This window comes from Nostoc sp. T09, from assembly GCF_002154695.1.
In the GTDB taxonomy this organism is placed as follows: Bacteria; Cyanobacteriota; Cyanobacteriia; order Cyanobacteriales; family Nostocaceae; genus Aulosira.
In genome coordinates, this window is record NZ_MTAV01000054.1 from 1 (window position 1) to 19,056 (window position 19,056).

The window sequence follows — 19,056 nt, forward strand, 5'->3', positions numbered from 1 at the left end:
TTCATTGGGTAAGCGAGGGGTTGGGGATGAGGACAAAACCTTGTCAACCAAAAGGGTTTCGCGTTAAGTTGACACGTATGAGCATTGCTAAACCCTTACGGGAATTGAGTCAGGAAGAAGTTTCTTTTTCTCCATATCTAAATATTGAGTCAAGAATGTACAGAAGCTAAAAGTTCTTCCTATTTCCTTACTCAGCACTCAGTACTTTTATCTCAGAACTGTTTGAGTGAATCTCTTAGGCGGAACCCCTTGATTTTTCCCAAGATCATCCAGTCTCTTTCGTCTCCTCTCCACTTCTATCCTCACAACGGGCAGAATATCTCAACTCCCTCTCCCGATCAGATGCGATATAGAGGGATTGTTATACCTAGGGTTAGGGAACGAAACAAGGCAGCCAGAATTTCAATAAACAGGTATTTTTGCCAGAAGTTTACTGAACACTCCTTGGATTGAATGAATCAAGCTTTTAAACTATAAAACAAACTATTTACAAATTTCTAGAGGGAAATTGCCAATATTAATGACTGTTTTAAATACCTTAAGATTTTGTTAACTGATTTGGTATCACTTGCTAACAAATACGAAAAATTATTTTGAAATATTTAAATATATTATATGCAAATTTTGCATTTATGTCATCAAATAGCGATGAAATTTTGGCAGCCATCAATAAGGCTTACTCACCAATAATTATTTGTATTATGTCTCTAAAGCTATTACTCTGCTTGCACTTCATCGAAAATTCAAAATGTAATTGAATAGAGAAGAGATGATATTGGTCTATCTATTATCTATATTTTTGGAAAAAAATCTGTTCTAGCTACAACGTTTTGCTAAAATTTTGAATTTGCTAAAATTAGGAGAAATCATAAATTTTTATTTATTCATAAAAAAATAGCCAAAAATATATTAATTTTAGAAATAAACAGTGATAAACAGGTGATACGCTACAGGACTTATCACCTGAATCATGCATACTAACCAGTAGAAAAATATATAGCCGATGACTAACGTACTATGGCTACAAGGTGGTGCTTGTTCAGGCAACACGATGTCATTCCTGAATGCCGAAGAACCGACAGTCTGCGATTTAATTGCCGACTTTGGCATTAAAATACTTTGGCATCCATCCTTAGGGTTGGAACTAGGCGATCGCTTACAACAACTACTACGAGATTGCATTTCGGGCAAAATTCCCCTAGATATCTTGGTGTTTGAAGGTAGTGTTGTCAACGCCCCCAACGGTACAGGTGAGTGGAATCGCTTTGCCGATCGCCCGATGAAAGATTGGTTAACAGACCTATCCCAAGTTGCTAGCTTTATTGTGGCTGTTGGAGACTGTGCCACATGGGGAGGAATTCCCGCCATGTCACCTAACCCTAGTGAGTCACAAGGGTTGCAATTTCTCAAGCGTCAAGAAGGCGGATTTTTAGGTAAAGACTTCCGCACTAAATCAGGATTACCTGTAATTAACATTCCCGGATGTCCAGCCCATCCTGACTGGATTAGTCAAATTTTAGTTGCGATCGCCACCGGACGCATTGAAGATATTGCCCTTGACGAACTAAATCGTCCGCAAACCTTCTTCAACACCTACACCCAAACAGGTTGTACCCGTAACGTCCACTTTGCCTACAAAGCATCAACCGCCGAATTTGGTCAACGCAAAGGCTGTCTATTTTATGATTTAGGCTGTCGTGGGCCCATGACTCATTCCTCTTGCAACCGCATCTTATGGAACCGCGTTTCCTCCAAAACTCGCGCCGGTATGCCTTGTTTAGGTTGCACCGAACCAGAATTTCCCTTCTACGACCTCAAACCCGGAACTGTATTTAAAACCCAAACAGTCATGGGGGTTCCCAAAGAATTACCACCAGGCGTGAAGCCAAAAGACTATGCCGTACTCACAATGGTAGCCAAAGACATGGCACCAGCTTGGGCAGATGAGGACTTTTTCACAGTTTAGTCATTGGTCATTGGTCATTAGTCATTAGTGGTAAATGCCAAAGGACAAAGGACAAATAACAAAGGACAAAGGACAAAGGACAAATAACAAATGACAATTCAATCATTAGACATTTCGCCCGTCGGTAGAGTCGAGGGCGATTTAGATGTGCGGGTGGATATCGAAAATGGGTATGTAGTCAACGCGTGGACTCATGCTGAACTCTTCCGAGGATTTGAAGTTATCCTCCGTGGTAAAGATCCCCAAGCCGGATTAATCGTCACACCTCGCATTTGTGGTATCTGCGGTGGTTCTCATCTAACTTGTGCATCTTGGGCACTAGATACACTTTGGGGAACAGAAGTTCCACGCAATGCGATTTTGGCAAGAAATTTAGGTCAAATTGTCGAAACAATCCAAAGTATACCTCGTTACTTTTATGGTTTATTTGCTATTGACTTAACCAATAGAAAATACCGTAATAGTCGCTTTTATGAAGAAGCTACCAAACGCTTTGCTGCCTTCACTGGTACATCTTACGAACTAGGGGTGACAATTTCTGCTAAACCAGTGGAAATTTACGCCCTTTTAGGCGGTCAATGGCCCCATTCTAGTTACATGGTTCCTGGTGGTGTGATGTGCGCCCCCACCCTCACCGATATTACCCGCGCTTGGTCGCTGTTGGAATACTTCCGCACCAATTGGTTAGAACCAGTATGGTTGGGTTGTTCCCTAGAACGCTACGAAGAAATCCAGACTTATGATGATTTTAGGGATTGGCTAGATGAAGACCGCAAGCATCGGGATTCTGACTTGGGTTTATATTGGCGCATGGGTTTAGATATTGGTCTTGATAGATATGGCGCTGGTGTTGGTAAATATGTCACTTGGGGATATTTAGCCCATGAGGACAAATACCAGAAGCCGACTATTGAAGGGCGAAACGCTGCCATGATTATGAAAAGTGGAGTGTATGACAGCTTTAATGACACTCACACCTTGATGGATCAATCCTTTACCCGCGAGAACACCACTCACTCTTGGTACGATGAGGGAACAGCCGATATTTTTCCTGGCGATCGCACAACTAATCCTATACAAAAGAACACCAAAGACTTTGACAATGCTTACTCTTGGGCGAGTGCAGTCCTACACAAAGACTTCGGACGTTTAGAAGCTGGACCTTTGGCACGTCAGTTAGTCGCAGGCGGTAAGCATGGAGAATCTTGGCAGCACTACGACGGATTTATCCTAGATGTGTTCAAGCAGATGGGTGGTGCTAGTATTCATGTGCGTCAGCTTGCACGAGTTCACGAAATTGTCAAGCTATATCGTCAAGCCGAACACTGCTTGCGCGAATTTAAGTTAAATGACCCTTGGTATATCAAACCCCAAGAAAAAGATGGCAAAGGTTGGGGTGCAACAGAAGCTGCAAGAGGTTCTTTGTGTCACTGGGTAGAAGTAGAGGGAGGTAAGATTAAGAACTACCAAGTTATCGCCCCAGGTACTTGGAATATCGGCCCCCGTGACGGTGAAGGAGTACGCGGCCCTATTGAAGAAGCTTTAATCGGGACACCTATTTACGATTCTAGCGATCCAGTAGAAGTTGGTCACGTCGCGCGATCGTTTGATTCTTGTTTGGTGTGTACAGTTCACGCCCATGATGCCAAGACTGGTGAAGAGTTGGCGCGTTTTCGGACTGCATAAATAATAGCTAATGGTTAATTAAACTCATGCAGGATAAAGGATTAGAGGAATTGGATTGTTAGTTGTCAATGCAACATAGATTGAATTCAAGCCAGTTAGTAGAGATAGAAGCAATTATCCAAAATATAGCGGACAGGGTTTTGCTGATTTAATCATGTGATCGCCTACATTAGTGTTTCTTCTATGGTCACACTCATGCCAGCATTCCCAGAGAATTCTTTATCCCTGAACTGCTCCCTTCGACTTACTTCGACTTCGCTCAGTACAAGTCGCTCAGGGAGCATTCTTCTGCTGGCTGAGCGGAGTCGAAGCCAGCCACCTAGTGTAATGAGTTTCATTTTGACATTCGGCTAACTTATGCAACAAATTTGTATCCCCCACAATCAAAGCTTGCTTCTTTTTCCGGCTCCAACCTTGAACCTGCTTCTCACGCTCAAAAGCATCAGCAACGCGCTCATAGTACTCGCAGAAAACTAGCTTCACAGGCAACCGTTTCGCCGTGTGGTTTGCGCCCTCTCCTCTCCTTGTTGATGTTGCCACAACAGCCGTTCCAAATCCGTCGTACTACCCGTGTAGTAACTACCATCGGCACACTCAAGAATGTAGATATAAGCCATAAGTTAATTTGTGTGATCGCTTTCTATTTATAAGAAGTGTTCCCTGAGCGAAGTCGAAGGGAACACTCTCTTACTAAGCCGCGCGCTGGCTGAGCGGAGTCGAAGCCAGCAGGCGATCGCACTTCACTGAAGTCTAGCAATCTAACTATTTATTCAACAGTCGTAGCCTAACACACCAAAAGTTATAGCAACAGTGAGTTAGGCTGGCATTAATGCACTTCAAAAAACTGAAATTTATAAGGTAAGCTTGTGTCTGATATTGCCCTACACAGATATCTCCCTCGCCTTCCCGAAACCGCACTACAAGAGTTTACAGAATGGTGTGTTTTAGAGCAGGCAAAAGCAGCAGGATTTGAATTTACTCCAGATACAAGTAAGTTGAATAACTTACCACCACAAGACTACATTCCGAAGCTGATCGACCAGTTTTTAAAAGTTAAACCAGACCCAATTAAAGCAGGTTTAGTAGCTGCGATCGCGGGTAAGGAAGCTGATAAACACGCTTTATCTGGTTTGGCTGCTTTAGCTGATTTTGCCTCACTTTATGTCAAGTACTTAATTCCTAAAGATGGTAGTACTCCGGAACAAGCAGATGCTCTATTGCTGGAAGCATCACAAAAGCAGTGTGAAAAACTAACTCAAATTGCCAAACAACATGGCGTAGAGTTTTAGAAATAGACGGTTAGAAACCGCAGCTAGGCAGGCAAAACCCGCCTGTGGGAGTTAAAAAAGCTTGATTTTCTATTAATTAGCCCACCTTCGTGGGCTTTGTTTGTCTAGCAGCAAATTATATTCACAGCACTTAAGTTAGCTGAGTGATGAGCAAGCTGTACAAGATAATTTTTGAAACCGTAGAGAAGCTGAATTATCCTACAATTATTATTAACCAATGCTAACTATTATTGGTTGCGGTAATCTCAATCGCAGTGATGACGCTGTAGGTGTAATTATTGCCCAACGCTTACAACAATATCTAGCTCAAAATCCTCATCCTAATATGCGAGTGTATGACTGTGGAACCGCAGGGATGGAAGTGATGTTTCAAGCTAGAGGTAGTAAAAAATTAATTATTATTGATGCAAGTTCCACTGGTTCTGAACCAGGTGCAGTATTTAAGGTTCCGGGTAAAGAATTGGAAGCTTTACCGGAACCTAGTTATAACTTGCATGATTTTCGCTGGGATAATGCTTTAGCCGCCGGACGGAAAATATTTCAAAATGACTTTCCCGAAGAGGTGACAGTTTACCTCATTGAAGCAGCAAATCTTGATTTGGGACTGGAGCTAAGTCCTGCTGTTAAACATTCTGCTGATCTGGTTTTTGAAGAGGTAGCTGCAACTATCAGACAGAATAATTGGTGAATAACAATTTTGGTTGAGGCTTGCTCCTTCATATTTCTATCCAGCTAAGTCACGATAAACAGAGAGTTCATCTACTCTCATTTCAAAGGGTATACCTTGACTTTCTGGAGGACAGACACGAATTTTAGCACTGCTGACAATTTGGTTGAGTAATGTCCCCATTGGCACAATTTTCTGTAGAACGCGCCAGTTGGTAACTTGATCGGGACATTCGATTACCAATACCATAGCATTGGCGTGGGTGGTAACATACCAGCGACAACTAGATAAGAGATTTTGGATAGAGCGATCGCAGGCTTCATAAAAATACCTGCTAATAGAATACTCCAGTTGCTGACGCAGGATAATATCTGCTGATGTCAGTTGCATTGGATGCGAATCATCTTCTCGGGAGTAAATTTCTTTAGCCATCTGTGTTAATTTCCTTTGTTACATGCCAAGTACCATCGCATAGAGAACATCTTTATTAGTTTCTAAGAATTCCTGAGTCTCATCATCATAGAAAGCACCAATACCACTACAATGAATACCCCAATAATTGCTAACAAGATAAACTCTTTGCCCTAAAAAGCCAGCTATTTGCATAGCTGTTTGATAATTTATATAGTCGGACACAAAAAATAAAGTTACAGCGCTGTCTCTGGCGATTGCTTGATTAATGCACAAGTAACCCGTTTTTTCACTAAAATTGCCCGCCTTAATTAGATGCTTTCCCTTATATAATCCAGGAGGCATTCCCCTAACTTGATGAACAATCGAATAAATTTCTATCTCTTCAAAATTTACTGTCGGTATCGGCTGTTCTAGATTTTGCAATATCCGCCAATAATTTTCTTGAGAAATTGACTGTTGATGAAATCGTCTACTTGAGCGTCTCATCCAAACAGTCTGAAAAAATTTATCCTTGTCAAAGTCAACCTGGGGATGCACCAATTTATATTGGCGACTTTTAAGAAGTGAAGTTTTTTGATAGCCATCTTCTATAAATTCATTGGCTTCAAAATAATCTGTGCCACAGACAAAAGCCACTTTCAACCTTAAATGTCTGATTTGCTTTTCTTGCACTTCTCCTGAAATCGCACAAGCAGTAATAAACTCTTTATTCTCAAATCCCAAATCCGCATTGAGAGCGAGTTTATCAAAATCAAAAATAAATTGTATCTCTTGGTCATGAATATAGGCTGATGCGGCAATAGCACCTAAATGGTGACCGCTATCTAGCCAGCAATATCTCAAGCTCCTGTCTTTATATTTCCAGCTAGACCTATAATAAACACAACTAATTAAAAAAATGAATCCATTTATACTTTTGCCCGGTATAATATAACTCTCTAAGCCATCATCAATTAATTCATAGATGAGTGTTAGAGAATTATTCTCAACTTCCAAATGATATATGCCATTTACTATTCCCTGGATGCCGCGAATCTGTACATAAACTTCTGTAGGATATAAAGCGCCCGCAGATGGATTTACACGCAGTTTTTGCAAACCATCTTTATACATCTTTTCCAGAATTACAGTACTGGTTAAGCTGATAAATGAGTGAATAGGGTTATTGAGATTTAATTTCACTCTTCTATAAAATTTTGGATAAACTTTAAATGCAGATGGCTGAGTTGATGCATCGACATAATTAGGATCGATCTGCACCGATAAGTAAGAATGCTTTCTTGCTTGGTGATAGTCTGGCTGTAACAGCTTACTTTGAGGCATTTTTGAGTATCCTTAAGACTTCTATATTGCTAGCAAAATCTATTGCTTTAAAATCGTCTAAGTTTTTTAAATTTATGTTAGGATTATGTTGTAATAACTATTTAACTACTTCGGTTTTTCCTGCTGATGCTGCATACATTAAAACAGTAGCTCCATTATCGTTTTGGTTATCAATGTTGATGTTGGCAGTAAGCAACAAATTTATCAAATCGAAGTAGTTGCCAAAACAAGCAAACCATAAAGCATTATTACTATCGTTGTTTTTGGCGTTAATATCCACACCTAAAGTAATTAGTTCTTTCACTACCGAGTAAACTCCTTCTCTGGTAGCTTTCATTAGAGCGGTATCACCATTTTCACCAGGCTGATTCAAGTCATCAGAGTTGTATCCCTTCTCACTCAGCCATTGACTTGTTGTTTTGCTTGGATTTTGCTGATTTCTTGAATTCATAAACATCTTACCTAGAGATTGGCATAGAGTCGATTACCTGTTATAGCAATTCTTAGAAAAGGTAATGGTGGGCATTACCCACCATGTTAAAGGAAAGCTATGAGACCCATTAAACTATGAGGAAGATATGATAACTATTAGCTGTTAAGCGGCAACAATTAATAGTAAATACTTCCCACTCACCAACTATTGCTGATAGCCAAAAAGCATCAATTTAGTAACTATAAAATAGCCGCAGTGCCCAACCTGGTATCTATCTAGATAACCGAAGTTTTTCTTTTATCTTAGAATAATACAAGGCTAACAGGAGATAGAGCATTAGCTAGGTACTGAGTTACAAGATTGGAAAATTGATGCTCTAAACAGTACATCTCACTAGACAAATCGGTTAACCTACAGACACATATTCTCGACCCTCAGAGAATAGCTGTCTTGCTGTTTTCTCTGGTTTGGGTGCGCCATAATAACCAGCTTCAGCTTCTAGTTCGTCTACTAACTCCCAAGCTTCGTCGGCTCTTTTGGAATCTGCACCATAGTTAGCAGTAATTGAGCGAGCATTTGAGATGGCTTTGTGAAGTTCTTTCTGCACAAATTTTAATTTTGGTTTTTCAACAAAGTCACCCTTAGTGATAATATCTGTGACAGAAATAATCCCTAGTAATTCACCTTGGATCACAGGCGCACGCCATACACCAGTATTAGCAAATAACCGCGCCACATATTCTACATCAAGATCAGGATTGACCACAACGCAGGGTTTGCTCATGATTTCGTAGACATGCATCCGTTCAGGATCTTTGCCATAAGCAACAACCTTAGATACAATATCGGTTTCGGTAACGATACCGTAAGCATCACCACTGTGACGAGGTTCTACAATTAACGCCCGTAATTCTTTGAGCCGCAAGAGTTTGACTGCTTCTGCTACAGTAGCGGAACCGCGAATAGTAGCTACATCTTGAGTCATGATTTGTTTAGCTCTCATGATCCTGGCTCCTTAAATTTAATTTGCAAGTAAGAGAATCGGTTCTAAACTGCTGCAATTCTTCCCAAACTGCCTTTCATGAATGCGACTTATTCAAATTTAATTATCTGAAGATGAATTCGCCGCCTAAAAAAGGGTTACGGAAATTAGACATCCCGCTAGAAAAAGTTCAATATATTTCATAACTTAATTACTCTGGTTATCTGTTAGCAGAAGATTTACGCATTTTCTCTTATTTCTTCTGTTGAAGCTCTCTAACTTTTTGCCCCAATTTTCAACTTAACCAGGATTAAGTTAGGAATGTCTGAGTTAAGTCTGTAATCGCTTTTTGCTGAAGTTTAGGTTAACTGGCAACAATTTAGCTTATCTATATAGTATCACTATCATAAGTTTCAATTATGAATGATTTATAAAGATCCCCAGACAATTAATGAGTAAAAGGTTTAAAAAAGCCTAAAAAGTCGTTATTTTTACTTTTTATTTTCAGAAAATAGGCTATTCTGCTAACCTCAATAAAAATACTATTCAAGCAAATAATAATAAATTGCTTAAGTGTCAATACATATAATCATTAAAATCGACGAGTATGGCTAATTAAGTAAAAATAACGATTGGCTATTAGCCTATAAGAGTAATCTAATGTTTTAGTTTTTTTAAGGTTTATGATTAATCATAAATGCTATGATATTTAGATTTAATGCTCATCTACTTAAAAAATGAACAGTAGGAAATAACCAAAAGATAGAAATAAAAATATTGTGTTATCTATCCTGGTATATAGCTAACTTGGTTTATTAAAAAAAATAAAATATTTATACACTTATTATAATCATTTGTTAAGGTTCTTAAGTACAAATAACTAAAAAGGAATCCAAAAAATGGAAATTAGCGCTCGTAATACTCTCAAGACTACTGTGAAAAATGTTGTTGCTGGTTCTGTAAATACTGAAGTTACTTTAGAATTAGCACCTGGAGTAGAAATAGTAGCAATAATCACAAAATCATCAGCAGAAAAGCTGGGATTAGCAGAGGGTAAACAGGCTTACGCTGTTATTAAAGCATCAGATGTGTTAGTTGCTGTTGATTAAGAAATAGTCAGAAATTCTCTATATATTTTATAGGGTGCGTTTAAGTGTAACGCACCTTATTTTATTTTGCTGGTGTTGCATTAGCTTACTACATAACATACCCTACTACTGTTTTAAGTAGTTCGAGTAGTCCATTATTTTTAAAATTAAACCGCATTCTTATATTTAATTAATCTTTGTCAATAATCCGCACATAAATTGCGCTGGCTGTTTCTATATCTATTGCCATATTTATATCATTAACTTTGATTTGTAAAAATGGGAATTTTTGTATTAAATCTATCCTATCTCCTAGTTTTATACCCATTAATATCAATTTTTTACGGATTTCTTCATTTGAAAGTTTGCAAAAAGTGACGATTCCTTCCTCTCCCTTACTGAGTAATTCTAAGGAACAACCCGTAACGCTAAAAGGGGTAAACATGAGAAGTATCAAACATGAATTATATAACTGCTATTAAAACAGCTTGTCCAGGCTAGGATGAAGATACTTTTCATCCTTCATCCTAGTTCAAGCTATAACTGCACCTTAGACAAGATATGGTTCTTGATGGGTCTTAATAGTGCAATTAGAACGGGGGTAGGTAACACAAAGTAAAGCAAATCCCTTAGACATTTGCTCGTCATCTAAGAAGATTTGATCGGATTGATCTACTTCACCTTCAACAACCTTACCAACACAACTAGAGCAAGATCCTGAGTGACAAGAAAATGGCAAATCAATACCTTGTTCACCTGCTGCTTCTAGGATGGTAGTTTCCTCATCCACTTCAATTGTGGTGTCGAGGTCTTCCTTTTTGTTGATTAATCTAACTTGATAGGTAGCCATTTTCAGATTCTCCTCAAACTTTATACAATTAGGTTTAATTCCCAAAATTTGTCAGTCGCCCTGTGCTACTCGTTGTCAAGCTACCTGGAGCGCTGCTGTGGCAGACTCCACACTATTACCGCAAGTCGGAAATTATGGATGCCATTCTCCACAAAGCGGTATTAATGTTTTCATCAAGTCTGAAACAGTATTAGCTGCAAGGTACGCCTTCGGGCGTGCAGTCACCAGCTTTGAAGGACTTGCCACAACCGCAGCTATCAGTTGCATTGGGGTTGGTGAATTTAAAGCCGCTTTCCATTACCCCATCAATAAAATCAATGACAACTCCTTTCAATAAAGGTGCGCTTTTAGCATCAACGTAAAGTAGAACCTTGCCTTGCTCAATTACTAAATCGTCTGGTTGTAGTTTGCTAGTAATATCAATTCCATATTCATAGCCACTACAACCACCATCTTTTACAGAGATACGGACGCCTTTAGTTGCACCGTTAGGGTCGGGGGCAGAAGCGGCTAAGAACGCCCGCAGACGAAATTCGGCTTTTTCTGTCAAAGTTACAGTCATCGATTCTCCTGATTTGTAGCGATTAGGTTTACTGATTACAAGTGAGGTTTTTACTAGCGCAAATAAGCTGATTATTTTGCACAATTACTGGTGGGTTCCATAGAATCTGATTGCGCGTATCTCCAGGGAGCACTGTTACCGCATACTGGACAAGAGCGATCGCGGTGAGAACGGCGTTTAGCAAATTCCATCCGGCTGAGGTCAATTGTCAACAACTGCGACAATAAGGGTTGACTAAACCCAGTGATCAGCTTGATCGCTTCTAAAGCTGTCAGACAAGCTAGGGTCCCAGAAACAGCACCTAGAACTGAAAAGCCACGTCGGTCCCAATCAGGCTTTTCTGGAAACAGACAGGACAAGCAAGGAGTCACACCAGGAATAATCGTAGTCAGGTAAGCCTCCATCCCGTCCATTGCTGCTTCCACCATTGGCTTACGCCAACGCACACAAGCCGCGTTCAACAAATTGCGCTCGGTAAAATTGTGGGCGCAGTCAAGAGCCATATCAGCAGACTGTACCAGGGCGTCTACATTTTCCGGGGTGATGTAATCATGAACTGCTTCCACTTGGACATCAGGATTAATCGCTTCCAGAGTTTCTTTAGCTTTGAATACCCTTGGCTGACCTACCCAATCGTCTGTCATGAGGATCTGACGATTCATATCATCTAGCCGCAGGTCACCACCCCGAACTAAGATTAGTCGCCCAACGCCCGCTACTGCTAGGTAAAGCGCCGCCGTACCGCCTAATCCCCCCACACCTGTAACCAGAACCGTCGCTGACTTCAGGCGCTTCTGAGCTAGTTCGCCAAAGTTAGGGAGCATCAATTGGCGACTATAGCGTTCTAATTCGGTAGGCGTCAGGTTTACCACTTTTTACCTCCTAATCAGAAGTGATTTCTGTCAGCTTGACTACATTTTTTTGCTTATCATTAAACACCTTGAACAGCTTTTGTTCTTGAGGTGTTGATTCGATAAATACCTCATAGGCTTTTTGCAAAGCAATGGCATATTGATTGAGTTTTTCTTCTGCGTTTAAATCAGGAGAATTCTCATCAACTTCTCTCATGTATTGAGAGAATTTCTTCAAAATATGTAGACGATTTACATTCACAAATTTTTGATCGTAGGACAGGTTAAAAAACTGAAAAAATTCCTCTGCATCTACGAGTAGCTTGAACTCATCCATAGTTCTGCTCATTAACCCTTCTCCAATTTTTTTAGCTGTTTCTTAAGTTCATCTAATTGACGATAGATTTCATAAGTCTCAGCTGCAACATCCGTGAGCTTCTCAAAATCTGTTGGTAGCCCCTCTGCTAAATCATGCAGATCCATTTTCATTTGACCAGCCTTACTATTGAGGCGTCTGATTTTACCTTTTAGTTCTTCAACTGTCATTTTTCTAGAGTCCAGAGTCAAGAGTCCGGAGTCAAAAGTCCAGAGTCAAAAGTCCAGAGTCAAAAATATGATGACTCTTGACCAATGACCAATAACCAATGACTAATGACTAATTAATTAAAGCTTGCCAACTTCAGGGAAGCTTTTTGCTAAATCAATGCCTTTTTCTATTAGCTTGGCTCCCTCTTCTGCGACTTTTTCTAGGGAGTCAAACCCAAAGCGATGAGCGTCTCTTACAGTTCTTGCAACTAACAAAAGACGACCAGAGAATACAAGTATCCAGCCAAAACCTTCATGGCTTAAATCAACCACAACATGGGATATTAAACCTGTTTCCTGTTCAATACAAGCAGCTACAGCTTGGTAAAATGCCATAATCCGTGCTTGAGTGATCGGATCTACTTCACCTTCAATAGAAATCTCGCGTTTCTTTTGTTTGGTGACAACATAGGGCTTGAGAATCAAATCATCCGACCAATTCCGGTAAACTCCATAAGTATCTTGGCCCCGGATTTGTCGCACTATGGTTTTGAGGAAAGGTGAGTTTAAGACTGTAGTACTCGAAGTTCCATTAACGCTATTATCTATGCTCATACTGTTGCTTCATTTTCAACTTCATCTACAAATACTGTGTCTTTTTGCTTTAAAGCTTTACGCAACCAAGGTGGAGGATTACCTTTGAGTGTTTGCACTAATTTAGTTAACACTCCAGCGATTTCTTCTTCTTCCGATCGCGCCTTAATTGGGGTAACACCTTTTTTAATTAAACGAGCAGCAGCACTACCACCAATTGCCACAACATACACAATTGTGCAATCACCTATCGCTTCAAGTTTTGGTGTGATTTTATCCTCGTTACCATCTTCTTTGAGGTCGCCCTCAAAATTTAAAGTCTCAACAAACGAATATCCCTCATCTGAGACTTCATACACATCAATTTGTCTTGCCCATCCGAAGTGAGCATTAATATGAACTCGGTCACTTGTCGTGAAGGCAATTTTCATCTTTATTTGTCCTTTGTCATTTGTTTTTGGTCATTGGTCATTTGTCATTTGTCCTTTGTCATTTGTGTTTAGTAATTAGCAATCGCTAAAAAACTCATGCACAACAACCAATGACTAATGACGATTGACAAATGACAATACCGATTACCAATCTCCGTGGAAGTGTTTAACTCTCTCTTCTTCTGCTTCTAAAAACAGGTTACCCATGCCAAATAAAAGCTCCATTGTGCCTCGATAGCCAACTTTGGTAAATTGACCATTACCCAAGCGATCGTAAATGGGGAGTCCGAGACGATAGAGAGGAATGGAAAGGCGTTTGGCGATCGCACCGACGTTAGAATTGCCAATCAGCAAGTCAGAGCCGGCTGCTAGTTCTTCAAAGTCTTCCAAATCGCCAATGGTGACGCTTTTGATGGGGAGTTGTTCTAAAAGAGGCGATCGCGTTGTTGTCACCGCAGCATGAATTTGCGCTCCCATTGATTGCAGGAAATGCACTGCTGACCACAACAAATCTGGTTCTAAAGCTAAGGATACGCGTTTAGCACCAAAATAAAAGTGAGTATCTAACATTGCATCTTGCAGTTGGCGACGCTGGCGGCGGTATTTTTCGGGAACGCTGTTACCGCTAAGAATTGCCAACGCGTGTAGAAACTCATCTACAGGCTCTAATCCTGTCAGTTGACCAAAAACTTCGTAGGGAATCCCAAACCGTTCTTGCAGAATCCTGGCTGCACCCCGCATACTTTCACCAAGTGCGATCGTGAAGGCAGAACCGCCAACTTCCCGCAGTTGAGCGACAGTTGTCCCACTAGCTGTAATCGCACTATAGGAATCTTCTAAGTGTCCATCTAAGGAAGCACTCAAATCGGGGACAACGATGGGAACTAGCCCAAAGCTAGTCACCATCTTTTTGATTTCCTGTACATCTCCTGGTGTAAAAGAAGAACCAGCTAAGATGGTCACTTGTTCAATTCTGGTTGCACAAAGCCGGGGGACTTCTTTAACTATGCTTTCCACCGCCACAGCAAAGCCGTCTTGTAAAGCACCTTTAAAATCAGGTGTGGGTGCAAAGACAATCGGGAGACGATCCAATTCTGGATGGCGATCGCGAATCTCCTTAAGAAAACGTTCTATGTCATCGCCTCTAGTTTCAGTCAACCCAGTGCTACATAGACCGATAATTTCTGGCTGGGATTTCTCTACTAGGGTGAGAATCGCTTGTTCCACATTTTCTTCACCACCCAAAATGGTAGTGACTTCAGTCATGGCTGTAGTTGCTAGGGGAATTGCTTCCCGAAAATGCCGTACTAACACAACTTTGGCAAAAGCAGTACAACCCTGAGAACCGTGAAACAAGGGAATCATTCCCTTCAATCCCAAGAAGGCTAAAGATGCACCCAAAGCTTGGCTTTGCTTTAAAGGATTAACTGTAAGTGGTTTGTTAGGAGCAGTAACGATCGCCATTAGCTAACCTCTTCTACTAAGCCGATTTCATCAGAGGCGGTGAATATCCCTGTTTCCTCATCCCAAGGCGCAGGCTTGCGGATTTGTTCCCAAATTGGGCTGTAGAGAGCTTCATACAGTTCTCGTGCCATTTCTACCATTCCTACATAACCTGCGTAGGGATGATGGCGTTCTTGGTTAATATCGAGGAAAGGAATCCGGGCCTTGAGGGCTGTATATTGGTTACGTCCCCCAGCAATTAACATATCGGCGTTGGTGTCTTTAACCAGTTGCAGCAGTTCTTTGGCATTGCCTTTTTCTAGCATGATGCCATCGTTACCAATTAACTTCTTAATCTTGGCTTTGTCTTCTTCTGTACTTTTTCTGGTGCTAGTGGCGACAACTTCTATGCCTAAGTCTTTCGCTGCGGAGATAATTGACCAACTCTTGACACCGCCAGTATACAAGACAACGCGCTTGCCTTTGAGGCGGGCACGATAGGGAGCCAGAGCTAAATCTAGGGCAGCAGTTTCTTCGGCAATTAGCTTTTCTGTACGCTCTTGCAAATCAGGATCTCCCAATTTAGCGGCAATGTTCCGCAGACAGCGGTTCATGTCATCAATGCCGTAGAAAGACTCTTCAATGTAAGGAATGCCGTAACGCTCCTCCATCTTTCTCGCCATGTTGAGCAATGCGCGTGAGCAGATCATCACATTCAACTTGGCACGGTGAGCGTAAGTAATTTCTTGATAGCGAGCATCACCTGTAATTTTAGATAACACGCGGATGCCCAATTTTTCCAACAGTGGTGTCACTCCCCACATTTCACCGGCGATGTTGTACTCACCGATTAAGTTTATATCGTAAGGTGTAGTGTATTCTGGTTCTGCTGTACCAACTACATATTCGAGCAAAGCTTCACCGCCAAAGCGATTACCCAGATTTTTACTACCAATAAATCCGGGAGCGATTACCGGAATAACTGGAGTGCCAATTTTTTCGGCAGCAGTTTTGCAAACAGCATCGATATCGTCACCAATCAAGGCAGTTACGCAAGTAGCGTAGACAAACACGGCTGCTGGATTGTAGCGTTTATGTAATTCTAGAATGGCTTTGTAGAGCTTCTTTTCGCCACCAAAGATCACATCATTTTCACTCAAGTCAGTGGTAAACCCCGTTTTGTAGAGCAGGGGGCCAGAAGAGAGACTACCACGACTCCCCCAGGAATTACCAGCGCAGGCGATCGGGCCGTGGACTAAGTGAGCCGCATCAGTAATTGGCACTAGAGCAATCATTGCGCCATCAAAAGCACAACCCCCTTGAGCTGCGCCTGGTTGCGCTTGTTGGGTACAAGACTTGTTTTTCTTTTCGCTCTGTTTGTGCTGATTATGTTCGCATCCTGGCTCACTAAGCAGCTCGTTAATTTTGCCTTGGGTGATTTTCATCTCTCTTCTCTTGCTGGATGGCAGTTGTTAATTCTTCTGTGTTTTCTGTCCCTTGTCATTTGTCATTTGAATAAGTAATAACTAATAACTAATGACCAATGACTCTTGACTAACGGTAATGAGTAATGAGTAGCGATTAATTTCTAACAAATGTATTTCGTGACATCCTCTCCACATTCATCTGCAAGATAAGAGAGCGCACGAAAACGCAACATAACAAACTCGTCATACAACGGATTGAGTTTGCACAACGCTGGAATATGGTAAGTCCGCCCAAATAATTTAAAATTGCGCTCAAAGGGGCAACAGCAAGGTATGACCTGACAAATTAAATGGGCAAAGCGAGCATTTTTTACCGCAATGCTATCTACCAAACGGCGCAAAGGATTCAGGATATCAAAAGAACCAGAGCGTTTATAGTTAGGTGGATAGTAGTTAGGTTGAGGATGAGAGTGATTGTGAGTGATAGTTTCCATAATCAATACTTCAGGTACGAGGAAAAAGTAAAAAGTGAAAAAGAAATATCTTTTTACTTTTTACTTTTTAGACACGTCACGAGTGAATGTGATTCTTAACGAATCAAGTCGTAGGAAATGTCGGTCTTAGAAGGAATGTTGGTGTTGTGATCGATTTCCTCGAAGATTGTATTAACAACCCAGGTGAGGAGGTTGATTACACCTTGGTAACCGATGGTGCTGTAGCGGTGCAGGTGGTGACGATCCATGATGGGATAGCCAATTCTTACGAGGGGAACCTTGCAATCGCGCCACAGGTACTTACCGTAGGAGTTACCGATTAACAGGTCTACAGGTTCGGTGAACAACAGGGAACGTAGGTGCCACAAATCTTTACCACCCCAGATTTTTGCGCCCTTACCGAAGGGGCTAGAATCTAGCAATGCTTGAAGTTCTTTTTCAAACACTTCATTGGAGTTGTGAACCACAATATGTGCAGGTTCAGCACCTAATTCCAGCATGAAGCCAACTACGCTGTAAACTAAATCGGGGTCGCCGTAGATAGCGAAGCGCTTACCGTGAACCCATGCATGGGAGTCAGTCATCGCATCAACTGCGCGACCGCGTTCGATTTCTAGTTCTTCGGGAATTGGTTTACCAGTTAGTTCGCTGAGTTTGAGCAGGAACTCATCAGTAGCCTTAATACCCCAAGGACGAGAAACTACAACATCTTGCTGCCATTCTTTGGCGATGTACTCACGGGTCTTAGGAGTAGAGTGAGCTTGCATAACAACTGTAGCTTTAGCATTAATTGCATCAGCTGCATCTTCTAGCTTTGTACCACCTGGGTACATATCAAATTCACCTGTGTTAGGTGCATCTAGATAGTCGCTGTTATCTGACAGAATTGTGTAGTCAATGCCGAACAGAGAAGCGATGCGTTTTACTTCCCGGAGATTACCAACGTAGGTGTCAAAACCAGAGATGAAGTTGATTTTGCCATTGCTAGCAGATTTCTTCTTACCTGCGGTTAAGGTACTCAGAATCCCCTTCATCATGTTGTCGTAGCCAGTGATGTGGGAACCAACAAAGCTAGGAGTGTGAGCAAAAGGTACTGGCAAATCTTGAGGAACTGAACCTGCTTTTTTGGAGTTGCTGATAAACGCACCCAAGTCATCTCCAATTACTTCTGCCATACAGGTGGTGCAGACTGCAATCATCTTGGGCTTGTAAAGTTGGTAAGAGTTTGCCAAGCCATCAATCATGTTTTGCAGACCACCGAACACCGCTGCGTCTTCAGTCATGGAAGAAGAAACGCCAGAGAATGGTTCTTTGTAGTGACGGGTTAAGTGGGTGCGGAAGTAAGCAACGCAACCTTGAGAACCTTGAACGAAGGGTAAAGTACCTTCAAAGCCAACAGCAGCGAACATAGCGCCCAAAGGTTGGCAACCTTTAGCAGGGTTAACGGTCAAAGCTTCACGAGCGAAGTTCTTTTCACGATAATCCCAACTCTTAGTCCATTCTGCAACCCGTTTTACTTCTTCGGGGTCGTGACCGTTTTCAAACTCTTTCTTGTTCTGGAATAATTGTTGGTACTCCGGTTGGTGGAACAGTTCTACGTGATCTTGAATTTTATCTGGATTCTGAGGCATTTGTTGGATCTCCAAGCTGACTGAATTCGTGACTGGTCAAACAATGAGCATTTTTTGTGGTTTAGGTAACGAGAGTTGCGGGTGGGAAGTGGAAATATAATTCAAAACTCAAAATGCAAAACACAAAATTCCAAACTTTGAATTTTTAATTTTGAATCTTGGATTCCCAAATCCCCCCTGGGGTTTTAGCCCCAGGCCCCTACTAATCTCTATTCCTTTTCCCTAAACGGCAGCTTTAGCCTTAGCTTTAGCGTTCTTGCTCCAAGGAGCGCCGATTAATCCCCAGGTTGGGCTGTTGAGTGCCAAATCCATGTCGCGGGCGAAGATGGCAAACCCGTCATAACCGTGATAAGGACCGGAGTAATCCTTTTTATGGTTCAATAACTTTCAGTAGCCTAAT

22 protein-coding genes and 1 pseudogene are annotated in these 19,056 nt (G+C 41.3%); 5 read left to right on the top strand and 18 right to left on the bottom strand.

The genetic code is table 11. From position 1 onward, the window contains the following. The first annotated feature begins 1,003 nt into the window (after nucleotides 1-1,003). Both BV372_RS13170 and BV372_RS13175 read left to right on the top strand, forming a co-directional pair. The gene (locus tag BV372_RS13170) at nucleotides 1,004-1,966 is read left to right on the top strand and encodes a hydrogenase small subunit (protein ID WP_086686958.1); all 963 of its coding nucleotides are present in this window, start codon (nucleotides 1,004-1,006) and stop codon (nucleotides 1,964-1,966) included. 90 nt (nucleotides 1,967-2,056) lie between these two features. Continuing rightward, complete coding sequence (locus tag BV372_RS13175; protein WP_086686959.1) at nucleotides 2,057-3,652, top strand: nickel-dependent hydrogenase large subunit; 1,596 nt, start codon at nucleotides 2,057-2,059, stop codon at nucleotides 3,650-3,652. Between the two features lie 273 nt (nucleotides 3,653-3,925). On the opposite strand, the gene BV372_RS37095 is transcribed toward BV372_RS13175, so the two are convergent. Then, nucleotides 3,926-4,135 (bottom strand): hypothetical protein, encoded by a 210-nt coding sequence (locus tag BV372_RS37095; protein WP_218776714.1) that lies wholly within the window; start codon nucleotides 4,133-4,135, stop codon nucleotides 3,926-3,928. Further along, nucleotides 4,132-4,269, bottom strand: a complete 138-nt coding sequence (locus BV372_RS37100) for a GIY-YIG nuclease family protein (protein WP_218776715.1) — start codon at nucleotides 4,267-4,269, stop codon at nucleotides 4,132-4,134. The genes BV372_RS37095 and BV372_RS37100 overlap by 4 nt, the downstream gene beginning before the upstream one ends. Before the next feature lie 249 nt (nucleotides 4,270-4,518). Between BV372_RS37100 and BV372_RS13185 the strand changes: the two genes are divergently transcribed. Then, nucleotides 4,519-4,941 carry a hypothetical protein gene (locus tag BV372_RS13185; protein WP_086686960.1) on the top strand — a complete coding sequence of 141 codons (423 nt, stop codon included), beginning with the start codon at nucleotides 4,519-4,521 and terminating at the stop codon, nucleotides 4,939-4,941. Between the two features lie 217 nt (nucleotides 4,942-5,158). Further along, nucleotides 5,159-5,629: a hydrogenase maturation protease gene (locus tag BV372_RS13190; RefSeq protein WP_086686961.1), complete on the top strand. Its 471-nt coding sequence runs from the start codon at nucleotides 5,159-5,161 to the stop codon at nucleotides 5,627-5,629. Between the two features lie 36 nt (nucleotides 5,630-5,665). Here the strand turns inward: BV372_RS13190 and BV372_RS13195 are convergent, their stop codons facing one another. The 4 genes and pseudogenes from BV372_RS13195 to BV372_RS13210 form a co-directional block, all read right to left on the bottom strand. After that, nucleotides 5,666-6,040, bottom strand: a complete 375-nt coding sequence (locus BV372_RS13195) for a hypothetical protein (protein WP_086686962.1) — start codon at nucleotides 6,038-6,040, stop codon at nucleotides 5,666-5,668. Between the two features lie 18 nt (nucleotides 6,041-6,058). Next, nucleotides 6,059-7,345 (bottom strand): nitroreductase family protein, encoded by a 1,287-nt coding sequence (locus BV372_RS13200; RefSeq protein ID WP_086686963.1) that lies wholly within the window; start codon nucleotides 7,343-7,345, stop codon nucleotides 6,059-6,061. Further along, nucleotides 7,332-7,796, bottom strand: a pseudogene (locus BV372_RS13205) (ankyrin repeat domain-containing protein). The gene BV372_RS13200 and the pseudogene BV372_RS13205 overlap by 14 nt, the downstream one beginning before the upstream one ends. A 388-nt stretch (nucleotides 7,797-8,184) precedes the next feature. Further along, nucleotides 8,185-8,781: a CBS domain-containing protein gene (locus tag BV372_RS13210; RefSeq protein WP_179198073.1), complete on the bottom strand. Its 597-nt coding sequence runs from the start codon at nucleotides 8,779-8,781 to the stop codon at nucleotides 8,185-8,187. An 878-nt stretch (nucleotides 8,782-9,659) separates the two neighbouring features. Here BV372_RS13210 and BV372_RS13215 point away from each other — a divergent pair. Further along, nucleotides 9,660-9,869, top strand: a complete 210-nt coding sequence (locus BV372_RS13215) for a molybdopterin-binding protein (protein ID WP_086686964.1) — start codon at nucleotides 9,660-9,662, stop codon at nucleotides 9,867-9,869. A gap of 169 nt (nucleotides 9,870-10,038) precedes the next feature. Here BV372_RS13215 and BV372_RS13220 read toward each other — a convergent pair whose 3' ends face one another. The 12 genes from BV372_RS13220 to nifK form a co-directional block, all read right to left on the bottom strand. Further along, complete coding sequence (locus BV372_RS13220; RefSeq protein WP_086686965.1) at nucleotides 10,039-10,293, bottom strand: FeoA family protein; 255 nt, start codon at nucleotides 10,291-10,293, stop codon at nucleotides 10,039-10,041. Nucleotides 10,294-10,398: 105 nt separating this feature from the next. Further along, nucleotides 10,399-10,698 carry a 2Fe-2S iron-sulfur cluster-binding protein gene (locus tag BV372_RS13225; RefSeq protein WP_086686966.1) on the bottom strand — a complete coding sequence of 100 codons (300 nt, stop codon included), beginning with the start codon at nucleotides 10,696-10,698 and terminating at the stop codon, nucleotides 10,399-10,401. A 190-nt stretch (nucleotides 10,699-10,888) separates the two neighbouring features. Continuing rightward, entirely contained in the window at nucleotides 10,889-11,260 is a 372-nt protein-coding gene (locus BV372_RS13230; protein WP_086686967.1) for an iron-sulfur cluster assembly accessory protein, read from the bottom strand. 71 nt (nucleotides 11,261-11,331) lie between these two features. After that, on the bottom strand, nucleotides 11,332-12,132 hold the full coding sequence (locus BV372_RS13235) for a HesA/MoeB/ThiF family protein (protein ID WP_086686968.1): 801 nt from the start codon (nucleotides 12,130-12,132) through the stop codon (nucleotides 11,332-11,334). A 10-nt stretch (nucleotides 12,133-12,142) separates the two neighbouring features. Continuing rightward, nucleotides 12,143-12,460: a nitrogenase-stabilizing/protective protein NifW gene (nifW, locus tag BV372_RS13240; RefSeq protein ID WP_086686969.1), complete on the bottom strand. Its 318-nt coding sequence runs from the start codon at nucleotides 12,458-12,460 to the stop codon at nucleotides 12,143-12,145. Beyond that, complete coding sequence (locus BV372_RS13245; RefSeq protein WP_086686970.1) at nucleotides 12,460-12,657, bottom strand: CCE_0567 family metalloprotein; 198 nt, start codon at nucleotides 12,655-12,657, stop codon at nucleotides 12,460-12,462. The genes nifW and BV372_RS13245 overlap by 1 nt, the downstream gene beginning before the upstream one ends. A gap of 117 nt (nucleotides 12,658-12,774) precedes the next feature. Further along, nucleotides 12,775-13,251: a NifX-associated nitrogen fixation protein gene (locus BV372_RS13250; RefSeq protein WP_086686971.1), complete on the bottom strand. Its 477-nt coding sequence runs from the start codon at nucleotides 13,249-13,251 to the stop codon at nucleotides 12,775-12,777. Beyond that, nucleotides 13,248-13,661 (bottom strand): nitrogen fixation protein NifX, encoded by a 414-nt coding sequence (nifX, locus tag BV372_RS13255; protein ID WP_179198074.1) that lies wholly within the window; start codon nucleotides 13,659-13,661, stop codon nucleotides 13,248-13,250. Before nifX ends, BV372_RS13250 begins: the two co-directional genes overlap by 4 nt. Before the next feature lie 144 nt (nucleotides 13,662-13,805). Next, nucleotides 13,806-15,125 carry a nitrogenase iron-molybdenum cofactor biosynthesis protein NifN gene (gene nifN, locus BV372_RS13260; RefSeq protein ID WP_086686973.1) on the bottom strand — a complete coding sequence of 440 codons (1,320 nt, stop codon included), beginning with the start codon at nucleotides 15,123-15,125 and terminating at the stop codon, nucleotides 13,806-13,808. Next, a complete protein-coding gene (gene nifE / locus BV372_RS13265) occupies nucleotides 15,125-16,549 on the bottom strand; it encodes a nitrogenase iron-molybdenum cofactor biosynthesis protein NifE (protein WP_086686974.1) in 1,425 nt (474 codons plus the stop codon). Before nifE ends, nifN begins: the two co-directional genes overlap by 1 nt. A gap of 143 nt (nucleotides 16,550-16,692) precedes the next feature. Beyond that, a complete protein-coding gene (locus tag BV372_RS13270; protein WP_086686975.1) occupies nucleotides 16,693-17,025 on the bottom strand; it encodes a Mo-dependent nitrogenase C-terminal domain-containing protein in 333 nt (110 codons plus the stop codon). A 95-nt stretch (nucleotides 17,026-17,120) separates the two neighbouring features. Continuing rightward, on the bottom strand, nucleotides 17,121-18,656 hold the full coding sequence (gene nifK, locus BV372_RS13275; protein WP_086686976.1) for a nitrogenase molybdenum-iron protein subunit beta: 1,536 nt from the start codon (nucleotides 18,654-18,656) through the stop codon (nucleotides 17,121-17,123). Nucleotides 18,657-19,056: the final 400 nt, after the last annotated feature.